General features: G+C 67.1%; 18 protein-coding genes. 6 read left to right on the forward strand and 12 right to left on the reverse strand.

Features of this window, described 5'->3' with window-relative positions; genetic code table 11:
- The first annotated feature begins 92 nt into the window (after positions 1-92).
- The gene (locus tag VI123_RS00250; RefSeq protein ID WP_336336082.1) at positions 93-380 is read left to right on the forward strand and encodes a DUF5789 family protein; all 288 of its coding nucleotides are present in this window, start codon (positions 93-95) and stop codon (positions 378-380) included.
- Positions 381-508: 128 nt separating this feature from the next.
- Here the strand turns inward: VI123_RS00250 and VI123_RS00255 are convergent, their stop codons facing one another.
- The 4 genes from VI123_RS00255 to VI123_RS00270 form a co-directional block, all read right to left on the reverse strand.
- A complete protein-coding gene (locus tag VI123_RS00255; protein ID WP_336336083.1) occupies positions 509-919 on the reverse strand; it encodes a hypothetical protein in 411 nt (136 codons plus the stop codon).
- Positions 916-1602 (reverse strand): RAD55 family ATPase, encoded by a 687-nt coding sequence (locus VI123_RS00260; protein ID WP_336336084.1) that lies wholly within the window; start codon positions 1600-1602, stop codon positions 916-918. The genes VI123_RS00255 and VI123_RS00260 overlap by 4 nt, the downstream gene beginning before the upstream one ends.
- A gap of 73 nt (positions 1603-1675) precedes the next feature.
- Positions 1676-2383: an Nmad3 family putative nucleotide modification protein gene (locus VI123_RS00265; RefSeq protein ID WP_336336085.1), complete on the reverse strand. Its 708-nt coding sequence runs from the start codon at positions 2381-2383 to the stop codon at positions 1676-1678.
- Positions 2384-2442: 59 nt separating this feature from the next.
- A complete protein-coding gene (locus VI123_RS00270; protein ID WP_336336086.1) occupies positions 2443-3348 on the reverse strand; it encodes an acyltransferase in 906 nt (301 codons plus the stop codon).
- 131 nt (positions 3349-3479) lie between these two features.
- Here VI123_RS00270 and VI123_RS00275 point away from each other — a divergent pair, with 131 nt between their 5' ends.
- Positions 3480-4493, forward strand: a complete 1014-nt coding sequence (locus VI123_RS00275) for a CPBP family intramembrane glutamic endopeptidase (RefSeq protein ID WP_336336087.1) — start codon at positions 3480-3482, stop codon at positions 4491-4493.
- Between the two features lie 24 nt (positions 4494-4517).
- Positions 4518-5570, forward strand: a complete 1053-nt coding sequence (locus VI123_RS00280; protein ID WP_336336088.1) for an aldo/keto reductase — start codon at positions 4518-4520, stop codon at positions 5568-5570.
- A 427-nt stretch (positions 5571-5997) separates the two neighbouring features.
- Here VI123_RS00280 and VI123_RS00285 read toward each other — a convergent pair whose 3' ends face one another.
- The 4 genes from VI123_RS00285 to htpX all read right to left on the reverse strand — a co-directional run bounded on the left by VI123_RS00285 (position 5998) and on the right by htpX (position 10129).
- A complete protein-coding gene (locus VI123_RS00285; RefSeq protein ID WP_336336089.1) occupies positions 5998-7056 on the reverse strand; it encodes a PAS domain-containing sensor histidine kinase in 1059 nt (352 codons plus the stop codon).
- A gap of 48 nt (positions 7057-7104) precedes the next feature.
- Positions 7105-8154: a DNA repair and recombination protein RadA gene (gene radA / locus VI123_RS00290; protein WP_336336090.1), complete on the reverse strand. Its 1050-nt coding sequence runs from the start codon at positions 8152-8154 to the stop codon at positions 7105-7107.
- Positions 8155-8341: 187 nt separating this feature from the next.
- Complete coding sequence (pspAB, locus tag VI123_RS00295) at positions 8342-8959, reverse strand: PspA-associated protein PspAB (protein ID WP_336336091.1); 618 nt, start codon at positions 8957-8959, stop codon at positions 8342-8344.
- 291 nt (positions 8960-9250) lie between these two features.
- On the reverse strand, positions 9251-10129 hold the full coding sequence (gene htpX / locus VI123_RS00300; RefSeq protein ID WP_336336092.1) for a zinc metalloprotease HtpX: 879 nt from the start codon (positions 10127-10129) through the stop codon (positions 9251-9253).
- A 112-nt stretch (positions 10130-10241) separates the two neighbouring features.
- Here htpX and VI123_RS00305 point away from each other — a divergent pair, with 112 nt between their 5' ends.
- On the forward strand, positions 10242-11384 hold the full coding sequence (locus VI123_RS00305) for a 60S ribosomal export protein NMD3 (RefSeq protein ID WP_336336093.1): 1143 nt from the start codon (positions 10242-10244) through the stop codon (positions 11382-11384).
- A complete protein-coding gene (locus VI123_RS00310; RefSeq protein WP_336336094.1) occupies positions 11377-12462 on the forward strand; it encodes a class I SAM-dependent methyltransferase in 1086 nt (361 codons plus the stop codon). The genes VI123_RS00305 and VI123_RS00310 overlap by 8 nt, the downstream gene beginning before the upstream one ends.
- A gap of 155 nt (positions 12463-12617) precedes the next feature.
- On the opposite strand, the gene VI123_RS00315 is transcribed toward VI123_RS00310, so the two are convergent.
- Positions 12618-14345, reverse strand: a complete 1728-nt coding sequence (locus VI123_RS00315) for an ATP-dependent DNA helicase (RefSeq protein WP_336336095.1) — start codon at positions 14343-14345, stop codon at positions 12618-12620.
- Between the two features lie 161 nt (positions 14346-14506).
- Between VI123_RS00315 and VI123_RS00320 the strand changes: the two genes are divergently transcribed.
- Positions 14507-14701: a cold-shock protein gene (locus tag VI123_RS00320; RefSeq protein WP_162413371.1), complete on the forward strand. Its 195-nt coding sequence runs from the start codon at positions 14507-14509 to the stop codon at positions 14699-14701.
- Between the two features lie 54 nt (positions 14702-14755).
- Here VI123_RS00320 and VI123_RS00325 read toward each other — a convergent pair whose 3' ends face one another.
- Genes VI123_RS00325 through VI123_RS00335 form a run of 3 tightly spaced genes read right to left on the reverse strand, consistent with a single transcriptional unit; the run spans position 14756 to position 15721 of the window.
- On the reverse strand, positions 14756-15049 hold the full coding sequence (locus tag VI123_RS00325; RefSeq protein WP_336336096.1) for a DUF7521 family protein: 294 nt from the start codon (positions 15047-15049) through the stop codon (positions 14756-14758).
- Positions 15046-15366 carry a hypothetical protein gene (locus VI123_RS00330; protein ID WP_336336097.1) on the reverse strand — a complete coding sequence of 107 codons (321 nt, stop codon included), beginning with the start codon at positions 15364-15366 and terminating at the stop codon, positions 15046-15048. The genes VI123_RS00325 and VI123_RS00330 overlap by 4 nt, the downstream gene beginning before the upstream one ends.
- Before the next feature lie 10 nt (positions 15367-15376).
- Positions 15377-15721: an ArsR/SmtB family transcription factor gene (locus VI123_RS00335; RefSeq protein ID WP_336336098.1), complete on the reverse strand. Its 345-nt coding sequence runs from the start codon at positions 15719-15721 to the stop codon at positions 15377-15379.
- Between the last annotated feature and the right edge of the window lie 74 nt (positions 15722-15795).

The raw sequence follows: 15795 nt of genomic DNA on the forward strand, positions 1-15795 counted from the left end.
TGTCCACGCCACGTGAGTGCCTTATACGCATTAAGGGACATTATGATTATCTATAGTGAAGGTTTATTAACGACCATGAACTTTCGTCGGATATGCGAATGCTAAGCAACGCGACGGACGCTTTCCAATCGTACGACTACCCGATTTCCGCCGAGGAAATCATCGAGAGCGACGGTGACATGGAACTGGAGCTCCCGAACGGCACCGAGCGGCTGGGCGACGCGCTGAGCCGGTCGGCCCCGGAGACCTTCGAGAGCGCGGAAGACGCCGAGTTCGCGGCGTTTTCCGGCGTTTCGAGCAAGGCAATCGGCCGGAAGGGCTACTCCGACCGCGACCCGATCTGCATGGGCGAGGACGGTCCCGAGGAAGTCTCCTTCTGACGCGGTCAGCCGCTGTGCGGCACCGACCGCTCGTCGCGGTCGCCCCAGCTCCGGACGGAGTTTCCGTCCGTTCGTTTCTGTCCCCGCGAGCGACAGCGCCGTCGCTGGCGAGTGTGCGGGCGCGAGCGCTACCGGTCGAGGAAGTCCGGCCTGTCGACGGCGTCGGTGCTGTCGATGGACTGCTTGTCGAGTAGTTCGGATGGGTCCAGCGCCGAAGGCAGGCCGTCGCGTCCGCCGGTCGGCACGTCATCCTCGTCGATGTGGGTCTTCTCGCCGGTGACGAGGTCTGCCCAGACGGCGTCCCGGTCGGCGCTGGACCCCTCCGCCGCTTCCTTCGCTTCGTTGCGCCCCTCGTCGTACGCGAGTTCGACCATGCTCTTGTGGTACGCGGAGTTCATCTCGGCGTAGATGGCCTCCAGTTCTTCCCGGTTGAACTCCCCGAGGCGCTCGGCGACCCCGATGGCGTAAGCCCGGTCCGTGGCCTCGTCCTTGTCGAGAGTCTCCCAGTCGGTCCCGAATTCGCGCTCGTAGCGGCTCATGTCTCCACTTTCCGGTCGGCGTGGACCTGCAGGCCGGCGTCGGAGAAGGAGATTTCGCGGATGTCACAGTCGATGGCTGTCCCGCGCATCTTGATGACCTGGACGCCGCGGGTCATGCTCCCGTTTTCGAGGAAGTTGTGGAAGAAGACGACCCCGTGGGCGAGGTAGTGCTCGTCGCTGTAGGAGGAGGGGTCGGTCATCTCGGAGATGAGCAGCGTCGTCGCGTCGGTCTGTTTCAGCGCGGAGAGAAAGCCCGTAATCTCGTCCTCGACGTCGTTCATGAAGTGCTGGAGCAGCATCGTCGAGTCGATGACGACCCGCTGGATGTCGTTTTGCCTGATGTAGGCGACGAGGCGGTTGGTCAGCCCGCCCTCGCTGCCGAACTGCGTGATGGTGCGTTTGCCGCTCTCGGTGACGAGGTTGAGAAACTGGATGGCGTCGGACTGCATCGCCCGGTCGAAGCCGAAGTCGTAGCCGGCCATGTCCTGCATGAGCTCCGATTTCGTCTCGTGCATCGTCACGTAGAGACAGGTCTCGCCCTCCTTGACGCCCTGCGTGATGAACTGTGAACAGAAGGTGGTCTTCCCGCTGCCCGGCGGGCCGCTGACCACGTAGAGGCGGTTGGGTAGCAACCCCCCCTGAATGAGTTCGTCGAAACCGGGAACCCCGCTAGAGAGACGCATATCAGCTACCTGAGTCCGTCTGGACATATGCTTTCACCTTCTGTTTTCACCGGTGATAACTCATTCGGCTGGGTCAGCGGCCGATAGCGCCGGGGTGACTATCGGCCAGGTCCAGCAGTCGCTCAGTGCCGGCCTCGTCGAACCGCATCGGCCGCCGCCACCACGGCCCCTTCCCCGAGTCCGACGACAGGTCAGTGACCAGTTCGTTGGCGTCGGTGCCGCCGCTCGGGGCCGACAGCGGCACGGCGGTGTCGTACAGCCGCGAGTCGTCGGCGTTGCCGCGAATGAGAACGCGAGCGTCGAAGGGGTCACGTTTCACGTGGGCGTTCGAGGCGAACCGGGCCTGCTCCTCTGGCGGGAGGGCGCGGTACTCGTCGCCGGTCACCGCGTCGCCGGCGAGGCGGAAGTGGCCGACGACGTACGCACCCCACTCCGGCGGGGCCCAGGCCGGCGCGTCGCCGACGGTCGAGAGCGTCGCGTAGAAGAAGAGGTAGTCGCCGGCCGACAGCTCCGAGAGCGGACCGGCCTTCACGCCGTGTTCGTCGCCGTAGGTGTAGCGCTCGCCGCCGGCCTCGGGGAACTCCGGGTCGAAGTGGACCGGCTGGTCGGCCACCGCGGAGACGTCGGTCCGCAGGTCGAGGTCGGCGTAGGTCGGCACCGGCTCGGCGGTCGGTTTCGACTCGGGAATCGGGACGTACTCGAAGGAGCCGTCGGGAAACAGCGGCCCGCGGAAGCCGGGCTCGTTCGTGTTGGCTCCGACGTTGATGGCGACGCTTCGCATAGCCGAGGTTGGTCGGTTCCGGAGAAAGGGTTTCGGTTACGCTCGTGGTACCGGCGCGCCTACTGGCGGTCCGGCGGCGAGAGGTCGCGCTGGAACTCGTCGAACGGCTCCAGGTCGTCGGGCAGGTCGACGGGCAGTTGCCGCTCGGCGCGGCGGTCGACGTTCGCGCCGTCGATGGGGTCCGCGACGGACTCCCAGCCGTCCTTGACGGTCAGGGACTTCGCCGGCGTGCCGGCGGCGATGTGGTGGGCGGGGATGTCCTTGCCGGCGATGGACTTCGCCGCGAGGATGGCGTTTTCCCCGACCTTCACGCCGGCCCGGACCATCGAGTCGTAGGTCAGGCGCACGTCGTCCTCGATGATGGTGTGGTAGTTGTCGACGTGGGTCTGGTCGACGGCGTCGTGGTCGTGGCTGTAGACGTGGGTGTCGTCGGAGATTGAGACGCGGTCGCCGATGGTGAGCTTCCCGCGGTCGTCCAGGTGCACGTCGTCGTGGACGACGACGTTGTCGCCGACCTCGATGTTGTGGCCGTAGGTGAAGGAGATGCCCTTGAAGAAGCGACAGCCCTCGCCGCAGGACTCGAAGAGGTGGTCGGCGAGCATCCGTCGGAACCGCAGGGCGAACTCGACGTTGTCGGCCATCGGCGTCGCGTCGAACTGCCGCCAGAGCCACTGGAGGTGCTTCGAGCGTTTGAACCGCTCCTCGTCTTTCTCGGCGTAGTACTCGCTTTCGAGGGTCGTGTTGCAGGGGTCGTAGCCCTGGAGGCGGACCCGCTCGGCCGGGGAGATATCCGCGCCGTCCTGCCAGCGCTCGTAGGCCTCCCGGTCGCCGTGGAGGTCGATGAGCACGTCAGTGACGACGTCGCAGGTGTCCTCGTCGCCGGAGAGGCGCTCGTCGACCTCGTCGATAAACGCCCTGAGCCCCTCTTCGGCGAGCGGTGGCAGCGACACGTGACGCTTCGTCATGTCGAGTACGTGGCCTCGCGGGCAGATAGGGGTTTCCGTTACGTGGGCCCCATCCAGTAACGCGCGTGTCACGACACCACGGAACACGCGGAGCAAGCCACAGTTAAGACGTCCCCGGCCAAGGCGACGACATGGTCAGGTCGGACTTCATCATGGAAGTGCGGCGCTACATCGTCAACCCCACGGAGCACCGACTGCGGGCCCCGTGGCGGGTCACGCTCTGGCTGTTTCTCGCCGGGTTCGGCCTCGTCCTGCTCTCCGGGGTAGTCGCGCTGGCGTCGTCGGCGGGCCGCGCGACCCCGGCGGTCGCCGTCGCGCGCCAGATTGCGCTCTTCGCCGGCGGGACCGCCCTCGCCGTCGGCATCGGCTACCTGCTCGACCGGCGGACGCTCGCCGACTACGGGCTGGGGCTCGACCGCCAGTGGTGGCGCGACGCGGCCTTCGGCCTCGCGCTCGGGGCGGGGCTTCCCGCGCTGGTCCTGCTCGCCGAGTTGAGCGTCGGGTTCGTCGAGGTCAGCGTCGCCCTCGCGACCGTCGACAGCGGCCCGCTCCCGCTGACCGCGTTCGGGCCGGCGGTCGCCGTCCTCGTCCTGGGGGCGTTCTTCCTCGTCCAGGCGACCGCCGAGGAGGTGCTCGTCCGCGGCTACCTGCTGACGAACGCGGCCGAGGGACTGGCCGGCTGGGTCGGCAGGCGGCGGGCGGTCGTCGTCGCGACGGCGCTGACGGCCGCGCTGTTCGGCGTCCTCCACTGGACGAACCCCGGCGCGTCGCTGCTCAGCGTGGCCAACATCACCCTCTACGGCCTCCTGCTGGGCGCGTGTTACGTCCTGACCGGCCGGCTCGGCGTCGCCAGCGGCTTCCACGTCGCCTGGAACTACGCGCTCGCGGTGCTTGGCTTCCCCGTCAGCGGCCTCCGGATGGGCGTCGCCCTGCTCTCGACGGAGGCGACCGGTCCCGCGCTCGTGACCGGCGGGGCGTTCGGCCCCGAGGGCGGGCTCGTCGCCCTCCCGCTGCTCGGCGTCGGCGGGGCCGCGCTGTACTGGTGGGTCCGCCGCGAGTACGGCGGGGTTGAACTGCTGGAGAGCGTCGCCACCCCCGACCTCCGGGTTCGAGTGCGGTCCGACACCGCAAACCAAGACGGCTAAGTGGACAGCGCCGCTACGTCGGGTATGGAATACGCGACACTCGGAAACTCCGGCGTCGAGGTCTCGGAAGTCGGCTTCGGTGCCTGGGTCGTCGGCACGGACTGGTGGGGCGACCGCACCCGCGAGGACGCCGTCGAGATGGTCCAGCACGCGCTCGACGAGGGCGTGACGTTCTTCGACACCGGCGACGTGTACGGCCACGGCGACAGCGAGGAGATAATCGGCGAGGCGCTGGCGGAACACCGCGACGAGGTGACGGTCTCGACGAAAATCGGCTACGACTTCTACAACAACCCACAGGCCGGCCACGGCGAACTCCCGAAGAAAGTTACGCCCGAGTGGGTCCACACCGCCTTCGACCGCTCGCTCGACCGCCTCGGCATGGACCACGTCGAACTCCTGATGCTCCACAACGCCAACGTCGACGAGGTCGACGAGGACGTGCTGGAGGCGCTGGACGAACTCCGCGAGGAAGGCAAAGTCGAGGCCATCGGCTGGGCGCTTGGCCCCTCCATCGGCTGGCTCGCCGAGGGCGACGCCGCCGTCGCCAACGAGTTCGACGCGCTCCAGACCGTGTTCAACCTCTTCGAGCAGACTCCCGGCCAGCACTTCATCGACACCATCCGCGAGCAGAACGCCGACACGTCGGTTCTCGCCCGCGTCCCCCACTCCTCGGGCCTGTTGAACGAGCAGGTGACCCCCGAGACGGAACTCGGGAAGGGCGACCACCGCTCGCACCGACCCAGCGAGTGGTACGAGACCGGCTGGGAGAAGGTCGAGGAAATCCGCTTCCTGGAACGGGACGGCGCGCGGACGATGGGCCAGGCCGCCATCCAGTGGCTGCTGTACAACGACGAGGTGGCGTCGGTCACCCCGACGTTCCGGACCAACGCCGACATCGACGAGTGGGCCGGCGCGCCCGACACGCCGCCGCTCAGCGACGACGAGTACGACCGCGTGCAGGACCTGTACCGAGACAACTTCGGCATCGACCGCGACGACGGGATGGACGCCCTGCGCTCGTCGGTCGGCGGTGCGGACCTCGAAGAGACCGGCATGAAATCTGCCGGGGACTGACGGCGAGGCGTTGTAGCGCCGACGCACAGTCCCCGGCAGACCAGGCGGGCGACTGATTCCGCTACACAAACTGAGTTTTGCGTTCCAGTACGGCGTCGTCGTCGGCGGTCGAGCACTGACAGATGGACCCGAAATCTCCAGTCGAGAACTGACCCCCGGAAATCAGCGGCGACCGGATAGCCGTCTGTCGGTTCCCGTCTCTTACCCCTCTGTTTCGACAGGAGATGTATCGCTGTCCGGCGGTTAGGGTGATGAAGTTTCACATTCACTCCGGTCCGTCAGACGAACGCAAGACGCCGGACGGGAGCGGGTTCGACCTGAAACGAGGGGGTTCGGGTCGCGGGACCAGTCCACACGGGTGCCGAGAAATCGCCCGGACAGGGCTGGGACTCGGCGGGAGTGGGTTCGCGGCTCCAGAAACAGAGCCTCACTCTGACATGCTCGCACCGGAGACGACGACCATGGCACCGCCGCCGGGGGCGTCGGTGGCGCGGACGGACCAGCCGTGAGCTCTGGCGATCTCCCTGACGATGAGCAGCCCCAGCCCCGTCCCAGTTCCCTGGGTGCTGGTCGTGAATCCGGCGTCGAACACCTGCTCGCGGCGGTCGGGCGGGATGCCGGGACCGTCGTCGGTCACGGCGAATCCGTCGTCGCGGGCCGTGACCGTGACCGCGACCGCCCCGGCGTCGGTTGACGGCGGCTGGTCGTCCCCGGAGCCGTGCTCCACACTGTTGCGAAACAGGTTCTCGAGCAGTTGGGAGAGCAGGCTCGCGTCGGCTGCAATCGACGCCGCGGTGTCGACGGTCAGTGTCGCGTCGCCAGTCGAGACGTGAGCCCACGCATTCTGTGCGGCGCTGTCCAGAGCTACTGTGTCGAGTGGGCCGAGGTCTTTCTCGCGGGCGATGAGGAGCGCGTCCTCGATGATATCGCCCATCCGTTCGAGCGAGCCCCGGACGGTGTCGGCGTGAGCCCCGTCGCTCTCGATGAGTTCGATGTGGGCCAGGGCGACCGACAGCGGACTGCGCAGGTCGTGGCTGAGGACGCCCGCGACGAGTTCGAGCAGTTCGTTTCGTTCGGCGACGGCCTGCTCCGCCTGGTATCGGTCGGTGATGTCGGCGTGGTCGATGAGGACGAACGACTCCTCCGCGACCGTAAACGGTTGAGCGTGCATCGTGAACCAGCGTTGCTCTGTCGGAGAGTGACACGGGTACTCGACCGTGAACGTGGACTTCGTGCCGTCAATGACGGCTTCGATACCATCTGCCGCCCGCGCCCCGATGTCGTCGTCTCCGTCTCGGCAGGCCGCCAGATAGTTATCGCCGACCATGTCTGTCGCTATCGCAGCGCCGTTCTCGGCACCGAACGTCTCCCAGGCCCGGTTCGTGGCCCGGATGACGCCGTCGGTGTCAATGACGGCAATCTGGTCCGGGTGCTCGTCGAAGACCGCCTCCGAGAGAGTGCGCCGGACCGACGACCCATCTGTCACAGCGTCACGTACGACGCCAAGCGACAAAAGTGTCTCTTCAAAATCAAGTCACTCGTTCAACAGTCCGTCCTCTTCGACGCGCATGACGCCCTCGCCGTCCGGGAGGTTGGGCGCGTCGACGAGCTTGACGATGCGCTTGTTCCCTTTGGACTTGCGGAGGTACATCCGGAACGTGGAGGTGTGGCCGAGGATGTTGCCACCGATGGGCTGGGTCGGGTCACCGAAGAAGGAGTCGGGGTTGGAGGCGACCTGGTTCGTGACGACGACCGCGGTGTTGTTGAGGTCGCCGACCCGCATCAGGTCGTGGAGGTGCTTGTTGAGCTTCTGCTGGCGGTCGGCGAGTTCGCCACGGCCGACGTACTCGGCGCGGAAGTGGGCGGTCAGCGAGTCGACGGCGAGCAGGCGGACGGGGAACTCCTCGTCCTGGCTCTCGCTGGCGATTTCCTGGGCCTTCTCCGCCAGGAGAATCTGGTGGTTGGAGTTGAACGCCTTGGCGACGTGGATTTTCTCCAGCACGGAGGAGACGAGGGCGTCGAGCTGGTCCTCGTCGGTCGGGTCGGCGTCGGCTTCCTCCTCGACGACGCCGTGGAGGACCAGCGTGTCGGCCAGTACCTCGTCGGCGAGACCCTTGACCATCTGTTCGATACGTTCGGGCCGGAACGTGTCCTCGGAGTCGACGAAGATGGCGCTGCCCTCCAGACCGCCGTGTTCGGCGGGGAGCTGGACGTTGACGGCGAGCTGGTGGGTCACCTGGGACTTGCCGGCCCCGAACTCGCCGTACACCTCGGTGATGGACTGGGTCTCGACGCCACCACCCAGCAGGTCGTCGACCTCGTCGACACCCCAGGAGAGCTTCCCGATTTGCTCGCGGCGCTCCAGCACCGTCGAGCCGGTCTCGAAGCCGCCGATGTCGGCCGCTTCGCGGGCGGCGTTGATGATGTCGGCCGCCGACGACTCGCCGATGTCGGCCGTGTTCGACAGTTCGCCGGGGGAGGCGACCGCAATCCCCTGGTAGGAGTCGTAGCCGTTCTCTTCGAGTTTCTCTGCTGTCGCCGGACCGACACCCGGCAGCTCCTCGAGGTCCTCGCTTGCGGACATAGATGTGCCTTGTGCGTCCGGGGGTATAAAGCCTCGTTAACACCAGAGTGAAAGTGAAAGTGCTGGACGGAAGCGGGGTGGTTCAGGACGGAATCGGGAGTTTTAGATGTGAAAGGGAAAGAGTCCGGAAGGCGTCAGGCCGGGCGACCGGACGTGGTCGGCGACAGTGACGCCGCAGTCTGCCGTCCTACTCCCAGGGGTGGTAGCCGGGCCGGTCGGGCCACAGCGGGTACCAGTACTCCTTGTCGTCCTCGACGGTAATCTCGTCGCTGAGGTTGCTGTCCAGTTTGAACTCCGCGGCGGTGTCCCGCTCGTGGCTGTCGTGGGGGTCCGGCGCGAACGGGTAGTACGCGCCCCGTCGGAAGGAGTAGACCCAGTAGACGGTGCGGTCGTCGCGCGCGTGCTCGAACGCGAACAGGGCCGCGAGCAGGCGCGACCCGTACCGGCGCTCGACGAGCGTGTCCGCCGCGAAGTGGATGGACGTGAGCAGGTCCTCGAAGTCGTCGTCGTGGAGGACGACCCACTGGTAGCCGTGGTCGTCGGTCTCGAAGGTCGCTCGCGTGCCCGTCTCGACCATCCCGGCGTCGAGGATGGACTCGACCTCGTCGACTGCGTCCTGGAAGTCCGTGCTGTCCACGTCGGCGAAACACAGCGCCGCCTCGCCGGTCGACTCGTACCCCAGGTCGGCCTCCATCGTGATGTAAGCGGTACTCATCCCGAACAGGTCCTCCGGGTCGGCGTCCCGCGTCGCGTCGGCCTCGGCTTTCACCCCGAGGACGCTCTTGAGTCCGTCGAGCAGTCCCATATGCCGACCCCTACGGGCCGGAGACCAAGGTGGTTTGCGTCTCGGCGAGTGGGTGTTTGAGTACGGTACCGAGTAGTCTACCAGCCAGAAAGGCCGGCCCGTAGCCGATTGGTCAATCAAGGCTGGGTGGGACTGAAAGGGGCCGTGCTCTCGGCGAACCCCGGCGTAGCGAGCACTTACCGGAGCGCAGCAAGCCGCGGGAGCCGAGAGCACGGGGGCTTTCTGGCACTGTGCAGTCGGTACCACGAGAAGAGACGCAACTGCAGCGACGAGCGGCAGAAAAACCGACGATTAGCGGCCTTCGAGTTCGCGTTCGAGGTCCTGCAGGCGGTCGATGCGCTTCTCGGTCGAGGGGTGGGTGCTGGCCAGACGGCCTATCCAGCCGACCCTGATGGGGATGATGAAGAAGGCGTTCATCTCCGCCTGGTCGCGCATGTCCTCTTTCGGGACCTTGTCCATCCGGCCGTCGATTTTCATCAGCGCGTTCGCCAGCGCCGAGGGCTTGCCGGTAATCATCGCGCCGCCGCGGTCGGCGGCGTACTCGCGGTAACGGCTGAGCGCACGGATGAGCAGGAACGAGACGACCCAGACGGCCAGCGAGACGAGGATGGCGACGATGACCGGGACCTGCTGGCCGCCCCGTTCGCGGCCGCCGCTGAACAGCCAGCCCCAGCGGACGATGAGGAAGGCGATGGTCGAGAGGAACGACGCGATGGTCATCACCATCACGTCGCGGTTCTTGATGTGGGCCAGTTCGTGGGCCAGCACGCCCTCCAGTTCCTCCTGGTCGAGCGTGTTCATGATGCCGGTCGTCACGCAGACGGCCGAACTGCTCTTCGACCGGCCGGTGGCGAAGGCGTTGGGGACCCGTGAGTCGGCGACGGCGACCTTCGGTTTCGGGAGGTCGGCCTGCTGGGCCAGGCGGTCGACGGTGCGGTGGAGTTCCGGGTACTCCTCCGGTTCGACCGTCCGGGCCCCCATCGAGTAGAGCGCGAGCTTGTCGCTGAAGAAGAACTGCGCGCCGAGAAACAGCGCCATGAAGAAGATACTTATCTGGAAGCCGGGACCGAACTGACTGAGGACAGCCACGAAGATGATGTACAGCGCGAACAGCAGGAACATCGTCAGGGCCATCCGGCCACGGAGCCCCCAGTCCGTTTGCCATTCCATACCCCATGGTAGACGGTCGACACTCTAAAACCTCGCTATCGTGCGAAAACACCACACGGGCGAGGCGGGCGGGAACACACGGCTTAAACAGTTCAGTACAGTAGGTCCGGTAATGAGCCGGTCGGGAGAGTTCTGTCCACGCTGCGGTGACGAGATACCGGAGGGCACCGACGAGCGCCCGGAGCTTTCGGGTGCCGGCGGCCAGCGCAACTCCGAGCACGTCCTCTGTGACGCCTGCTACTTCGAGGAGTTCGACCTGGTGGACGCCCCCGACACCATCCAGGTGCGAGTCTGTTCGCGGTGTGGCGCGGTCCACAAGGGGAACCGCTGGGTCGACATCGGGGCGGAGGACTACACCGACATCGCCGTCGAGCAGGTCAGCGAGGCGCTGGGCATCCACGTCGACGCCCAGTCGGTCGCCTGGCAGGTCGCCCCCGAGCAACTCGACAAGAACAACATCCGGATGCACGCCGAGTTCTCCGGCGTCATCCGCGGGACGCCGGTCACCGAGGAAGTTGCCGTGCCGGTCCGCATCTCCCGACAGACGTGCAAGCGCTGCGGGAAAATCGCCGGCGGCTCCTTCGCCAGCATCGTCCAGGTGCGGGCCGACGGACGCGACCCGACCGACGAGGAGCGAGAGCGTGCTGAGGAAATCGCCCAGGAGTACATCGCCGCCCGCGAGGAGACCGGCGACCGCAACGCCTTCATCACCGAGACCAAGACCGTCGACGACGGACTGGACATGAAGATATCGACGAACCAGATGGGGCTGGGCATCGCCAAGCGCATCACTGCCCAGCTCGGCGGCTCCTACTCCGACTCACGGCGTCTCATCTCGGAGGACGAGGACGGCCAGGAGCTGTACCGGATGACCTACGCCGTCCGCCTGCCCCGCTACCGGCAGGGCGAAATCATCGACCCGGAGGACGGCGACGGGCCGGTCCTGGTCCGTTCGGTCCAGGGGAACCTCAAGGGGGTCCGGCTGGCGACCGGCGCGGACTACGAGGCGAGTTTCGAGGACGGCGAGACGCCCGACGCCCGCCGTCTGGGGGTCCGCGAGGACGCCGTGCCGACGACGCTCGTCGCCGTCGAGGACGACAACGCCGTCCAGGTGCTCGACCCCGAGACCTTCGAGAGCAAGACCGTCCCGCGGCCGGACTACCTCGACACCGACGCCGACGAGGTACCGGTGCTGAAGAGTCATGCGGGGTTGCACGTCCTCCCAGATACCGACGGCGCGGAGACCGATGAGTGACGAGGCGGAGGCGACGACCGACCAGCAGTTGTCCGTCGTCGTCCACAAACCCCGCTCACAGGTCGCTATCGAGTCCCTGCGAGCCGAGGGCGTCTACGACGACGCCAGAAGTGTCACCGAGTGGAGCGAGGACAGCGTCGCCATCCCGGTGACCGCCCCGCCACAGGAGACCCAGTTCCGAGAGGTCGTCCGGCAGGTCGGCGAGCCGCGGCTGCGGACGCTCGACGACCACCTCCGGGAGCGCGGCTGGACCGACGCGGAAATCGCCGCCGCCCCGGGGTCGTGGGCGGTGCTCGGCTCGGTCGTGCTGGTGGACGTGGGCGACAGCCCGCGGCCCGGAGAGGTCGGCGAAGCGCTGCTCGCGCTCCACGGCGAGGCCGAGACGGTGCTGGCCCGCCACGGCATCTCCGGCGAGCACCGCGAACCCAGCGTCGAGGTCATCGCCGGCGACGGTGACACCGAGACGGTCCACACCGAGCACGGCACGCGCTACGCGATGGACCTCGCGAAAGTGATGTTCTCGCCCGGGAACAAGGCCGAGCGGGCGCGAATGGGCGAAATCGTCGCACCCGAGGAGCGCGTCCTCGACATGTTCGCCGGCATCGGCTACTTCACGCTCCCGATGGCCCGTGCCGGGGCCCGCGTCACCGCCGTCGAGCGCAACCCCACGGCGTTTCGCTATCTCGTCGAGAACGTCAGGCTCAACGGTGTCGACGAGCGGGTCCACGCCTACCGCGCCGACTGCCGGGACGTTGTGCCGGGCTTCGCCGAGGAGGGGCGCGCCGACCGCGTGGTGATGGGCTACTACGAGGCTTCCGCGCCGCGCGCAGCGGACAGTCGGGCTCCGCCCGACGCTTCGCACGAGTACCTCGACAGCGCGCTCGACGCGCTCGCGCCGGGCGGCGTCCTCCACATGCACGAGGCCACGCCGGACGCGCTCGTGTTCGACCGCCCAATCGAGCGCCTGGAGACGGCCGCCGCCGAGGCCGACCGGGACATCGAGGTGCTCGACACCCGGCGCGTCAAGGAGTACAGTGAGGGCGTCGCCCACGTCGTCGTCGACGCTCGGGTGGAGTAGGGCGTCCGTAACGTGGAACGTCGGACGGGCGGTCGTAACGCCTAATTACGCCAGTGGTCAAGGGGAACCATGGATAGACAGCAGCTTATCGCCATCATTCTCGTCGGCCTGATGGTCGGGTCGTCGGTGGTCTACGGGTTAGCCTTCGCCTTCTTCTAGTCCCACACGTCCGACAGCGGGTGGGTGCCGTCCCCGGACCGCGAGCGCGAGCGGTCGTGACGGCGTTTCGTCCCGGAACTGAGCGCCGACAGCGCCCGGTCCGGCGAGAACCGCGGCAGGGCAGGCTGAGAGAGGCGGTCGACCTGGGCTCGGAACCAGTCGGGCATGTCGTGGTCGGCCCGCTCGAAGAGGTCAAGGAGCGACGAGTCCGCGAGGTACGTCGCGCCGTAGTCGTCGGGCGCGCGGACGACGCGGCCACAGGCCTGGATGACCGTCCGCAGCGCGGTCCGGTAGTACCAGCCCCACTGGTCGTCTTCGAGCCGTCGGGCGACGCGGGAGTCGCGGGTGTTGGGGTACGGGGCCTTGCACAGCACCTGCCAGCGACAGAGGTCCCCCTCCAGGTCCAGGGCCTCCTCCATCTTCACCGAGAGGAACACGTCGGGGTTGTCGCTACGCTTCCAGGCCGCGAGCGCCCCGTCCCGACCCTCCTTGTCGTGTGTGCGGACGCGGGCACCGACGCCGAAGTCGTCCAGGAGTTCGTTCAGTCGCTCCTGAATGGCGTAGGAGTGGCAGTGGACCAGGCCCTTCTCGTCGGCGTGGCGGGCCATGATGCGCACGATGGTCCTGGCGATGTCGGGCAGCGTGTCGTCGCGGTGCTCGAAGGTCATCTTCCCCTGGGCCACGTCGTACAGCGGCCGGTTCTCGACGGGGAAGGTGTGGCCCACTTCGACGAGCGCGACGTTCTCGGGGTCGAGGCCGACGTTGGCACAGAACGCCTCCTTGTTGAGGATGGTCGCCGACAGCAGGGCGAAGCGGTTGCCCCGGTCCCAGACGGTGTGTTTGAGGTACCGCTCGGGGTTCATCGGCTTGATAGTCACCGGGGCGTTCTCGCCGTCGGACTGGTCGACGACCCAGGTGGTCGCGCTCTCGGTGTCCGTGTAGTCCTCGCGGAACCACCCGAGGTCCTGCCGGAGCGTGTTCAGCGAGTCGCGTTCGGCCACCTCGTCGCCGGTCAGTTCCGCCTGGTTCCGCAGTTCCTTCACGCGGCGCTCGGCGAGGTGTTCGACGCGCTCGGTGAACGCGACGGCCTCGTCTAACCCGTCGATGTCGGGCACGTCGACGTCGTTCCACATCGGGATGGTCTCGGGCGAGAGGTCGATGGTGGCGTACATCTCCGCCCACTCGCCCAGCCCGTGGGCCTCGTCGATGACCACCACGTCGCGCTTGCCGAACACGTCGCTGCCGGCGGTCTGCATGAAGTACGCCAGCGTCATCGCGGCGATGCGGCGGTTCGAGGCGATGGCGCGGTCGGAGAAGTACGGACAGCGGTGCTTGACCTGGCAGTCGAACTGCCGTTCGCGCACGCACGGGGCCTGGTTCACCGGCGTGTCCGTCTCGCCGGGGAGGATGCAGTCGTAGTTGTTCTTCCCGCGGATGACACAGAGGTCTTCGAGCAGGGCGTCCTCGGCCACGTCGTCCAGTTGCGAGACCTGCGGCGTCGTGTAGTAGGCGTCGACGACCTGCTCGGGGGCGGCCTCGCCGGCGGTCCGGGCACACCCGGCGATGGCACGGGCGAGCAGCGATTTGCCGCTGCCGGTCGGCGCGCGGACGAGCACCACGTCCTTGCCGCGCTCGAAGGCCGCACGGATGTCAGCCAGGGCCTGCTTCTGGTTGCCCCGGTAGGACGGGGCCGGGAACTCGTCGGTAATCCGCGCGGGGTACACGCGAGAAGGCAACGGACGAGGCGGCCTAAACCTTTCCTGTCGCCAGGTGTGGGCGGCCACCGAACACGGAGGACCGGGGTGAGTCGTGTTCACACCCACACGGTCGTGGTACTGTAACTCTCGGAAGCCTTATACATATACCCCCTGTACGTATATTCGCAATGGCAAACGGTAAGGTTGATTTCTTCAACGACACAGGCGGTTACGGTTTCATCTCGACTGACGACGCGGACGATGACGTGTTCTTCCACATGGAAGACGTCGGCGGTCCGGACCTCGAAGAAGGCGAGGAGATCGAATTCGACATCGAACAGGCCGACAAGGGCCCCCGCGCGACGAACGTCGTCCGCAACTAAGCAGATTTCCGGTCGTCTCAGCGACCACATCTGACACTTGTTCTTATCCGGAAGTCACTCGACGAGCAGCGCGTACAGCACGGCACAGAGCCCTGCAACGGTCGCAAGTCCCCTGACCAGTAACACGATTCCAACCCCGGCGCCGGCCCAGTCGGCGGCGGCGACGGCGGCGTAGACGCCGGCGGTCAGCGCCCCGATACCGACGGCGAGCCACCGCATCCGCGGCGCGTCGTTGCGCCGGTAGCCACGGTAGGCCAGCGACGCGACGAACAGGCCGACGACGGCCGTCAGGACCCGCGAGAGTTCGGCGACGGCGTCCGGTGCGAGCAGGTCGAGGGGAGCCATCACGACGACTCACCCCCGTAGACGGTCCACAGAATCGTTCCAAGCCCCAGCAGCTCGCAGGCGCTCACGAGGAGCGAGCGCCCGACGACGCCGACGCCGGTGGCCGTGGGGAGCGCGATGCGGAGGAGTTCCGGGACGGTCGTGAGCAGGAGGAGTCCAACGGCGAGTGTCAGCATCCCCGTCCGGCCCGGTCCCCGACGGTAGCCGCGGACGAGGAGGACGGCGATGGCGGCCGAGAGCGCGACGGAGAGGACGGACAGCGCGACGACGGCTAGCGCGATTCCCGGGTCGGTCCCGCCGGTGCGTAGCTGCAGTAGCATCGCGAGCATCTCAGGACAACCCCTCGAACAGGTCGGTGAATCGGTCCGCCGGGTCCTGCGAGGACCGCGTGACCGTTACGTCGTACGTTCCGTCGGCGAACGTCACACTCACGTCTTCGACCGTCGCGACGTAGCGCTTGTAGTGGTGCCCGTCGGGGTCGACGGCCTGCTGTTCGGCGACGAGGTCGGCGGCCTCCAGTCGGTCGAGGCGGCGGTACGCCGTCGGGTCGGACATCTCGCAGGCGCTACAGAGTTCGGAGACGGACATCGGTCCGGTGGTGAGTTCGGCGATGATGGCTCGCGCATACTCGTCTTCGAGCAGCGCGAGCAACTCGTCGTCGCCGACCGCGTCCATGCTCGCTTCCAACGAGCGAGGCCCAATAAAAACGGGCCACCGACTTCCGACGGAGAAGCGGTGACTGCGGGGAC

Source organism: Haloarcula sp. DT43 (assembly GCF_037078405.1).
Classification (GTDB): domain Archaea; phylum Halobacteriota; class Halobacteria; order Halobacteriales; family Haloarculaceae; genus Haloarcula; species Haloarcula brevis.

What these genes read in the sequence shown, in the direction of transcription:
- VI123_RS00310 (WP_336336094.1), top strand. Translation starts at nt 11,377, where the DNA reads ATGAGTGACGAGGCGGAGGCGACGACCGACCAGCAGTTGTCCGTCGTC.
- pspAB (WP_336336091.1), bottom strand. Translation starts at nt 8,959, where the DNA reads ATGGGACTGCTCGACGGACTCAAGAGCGTCCTCGGGGTGAAAGCCGAG.
- VI123_RS00265 (WP_336336085.1), bottom strand. Translation starts at nt 2,383, where the DNA reads ATGCGAAGCGTCGCCATCAACGTCGGAGCCAACACGAACGAGCCCGGC.
- VI123_RS00335 (WP_336336098.1), bottom strand. Translation starts at nt 15,721, where the DNA reads ATGGACGCGGTCGGCGACGACGAGTTGCTCGCGCTGCTCGAAGACGAG.
- VI123_RS00255 (WP_336336083.1), bottom strand. Translation starts at nt 919, where the DNA reads ATGAGCCGCTACGAGCGCGAATTCGGGACCGACTGGGAGACTCTCGAC.
- VI123_RS00260 (WP_336336084.1), bottom strand. Translation starts at nt 1,602, where the DNA reads ATGCGTCTCTCTAGCGGGGTTCCCGGTTTCGACGAACTCATTCAGGGG.
- VI123_RS00270 (WP_336336086.1), bottom strand. Translation starts at nt 3,348, where the DNA reads ATGACGAAGCGTCACGTGTCGCTGCCACCGCTCGCCGAAGAGGGGCTC.
- VI123_RS00280 (WP_336336088.1), top strand. Translation starts at nt 4,518, where the DNA reads ATGGAATACGCGACACTCGGAAACTCCGGCGTCGAGGTCTCGGAAGTC.
- htpX (WP_336336092.1), bottom strand. Translation starts at nt 10,129, where the DNA reads ATGGAATGGCAAACGGACTGGGGGCTCCGTGGCCGGATGGCCCTGACG.
- VI123_RS00250 (WP_336336082.1), top strand. Translation starts at nt 93, where the DNA reads ATGCGAATGCTAAGCAACGCGACGGACGCTTTCCAATCGTACGACTAC.
- radA (WP_336336090.1), bottom strand. Translation starts at nt 8,154, where the DNA reads ATGTCCGCAAGCGAGGACCTCGAGGAGCTGCCGGGTGTCGGTCCGGCG.
- VI123_RS00275 (WP_336336087.1), top strand. Translation starts at nt 3,480, where the DNA reads ATGGTCAGGTCGGACTTCATCATGGAAGTGCGGCGCTACATCGTCAAC.
- VI123_RS00305 (WP_336336093.1), top strand. Translation starts at nt 10,242, where the DNA reads ATGAGCCGGTCGGGAGAGTTCTGTCCACGCTGCGGTGACGAGATACCG.
- VI123_RS00330 (WP_336336097.1), bottom strand. Translation starts at nt 15,366, where the DNA reads ATGCTACTGCAGCTACGCACCGGCGGGACCGACCCGGGAATCGCGCTA.
- VI123_RS00320 (WP_162413371.1), top strand. Translation starts at nt 14,507, where the DNA reads ATGGCAAACGGTAAGGTTGATTTCTTCAACGACACAGGCGGTTACGGT.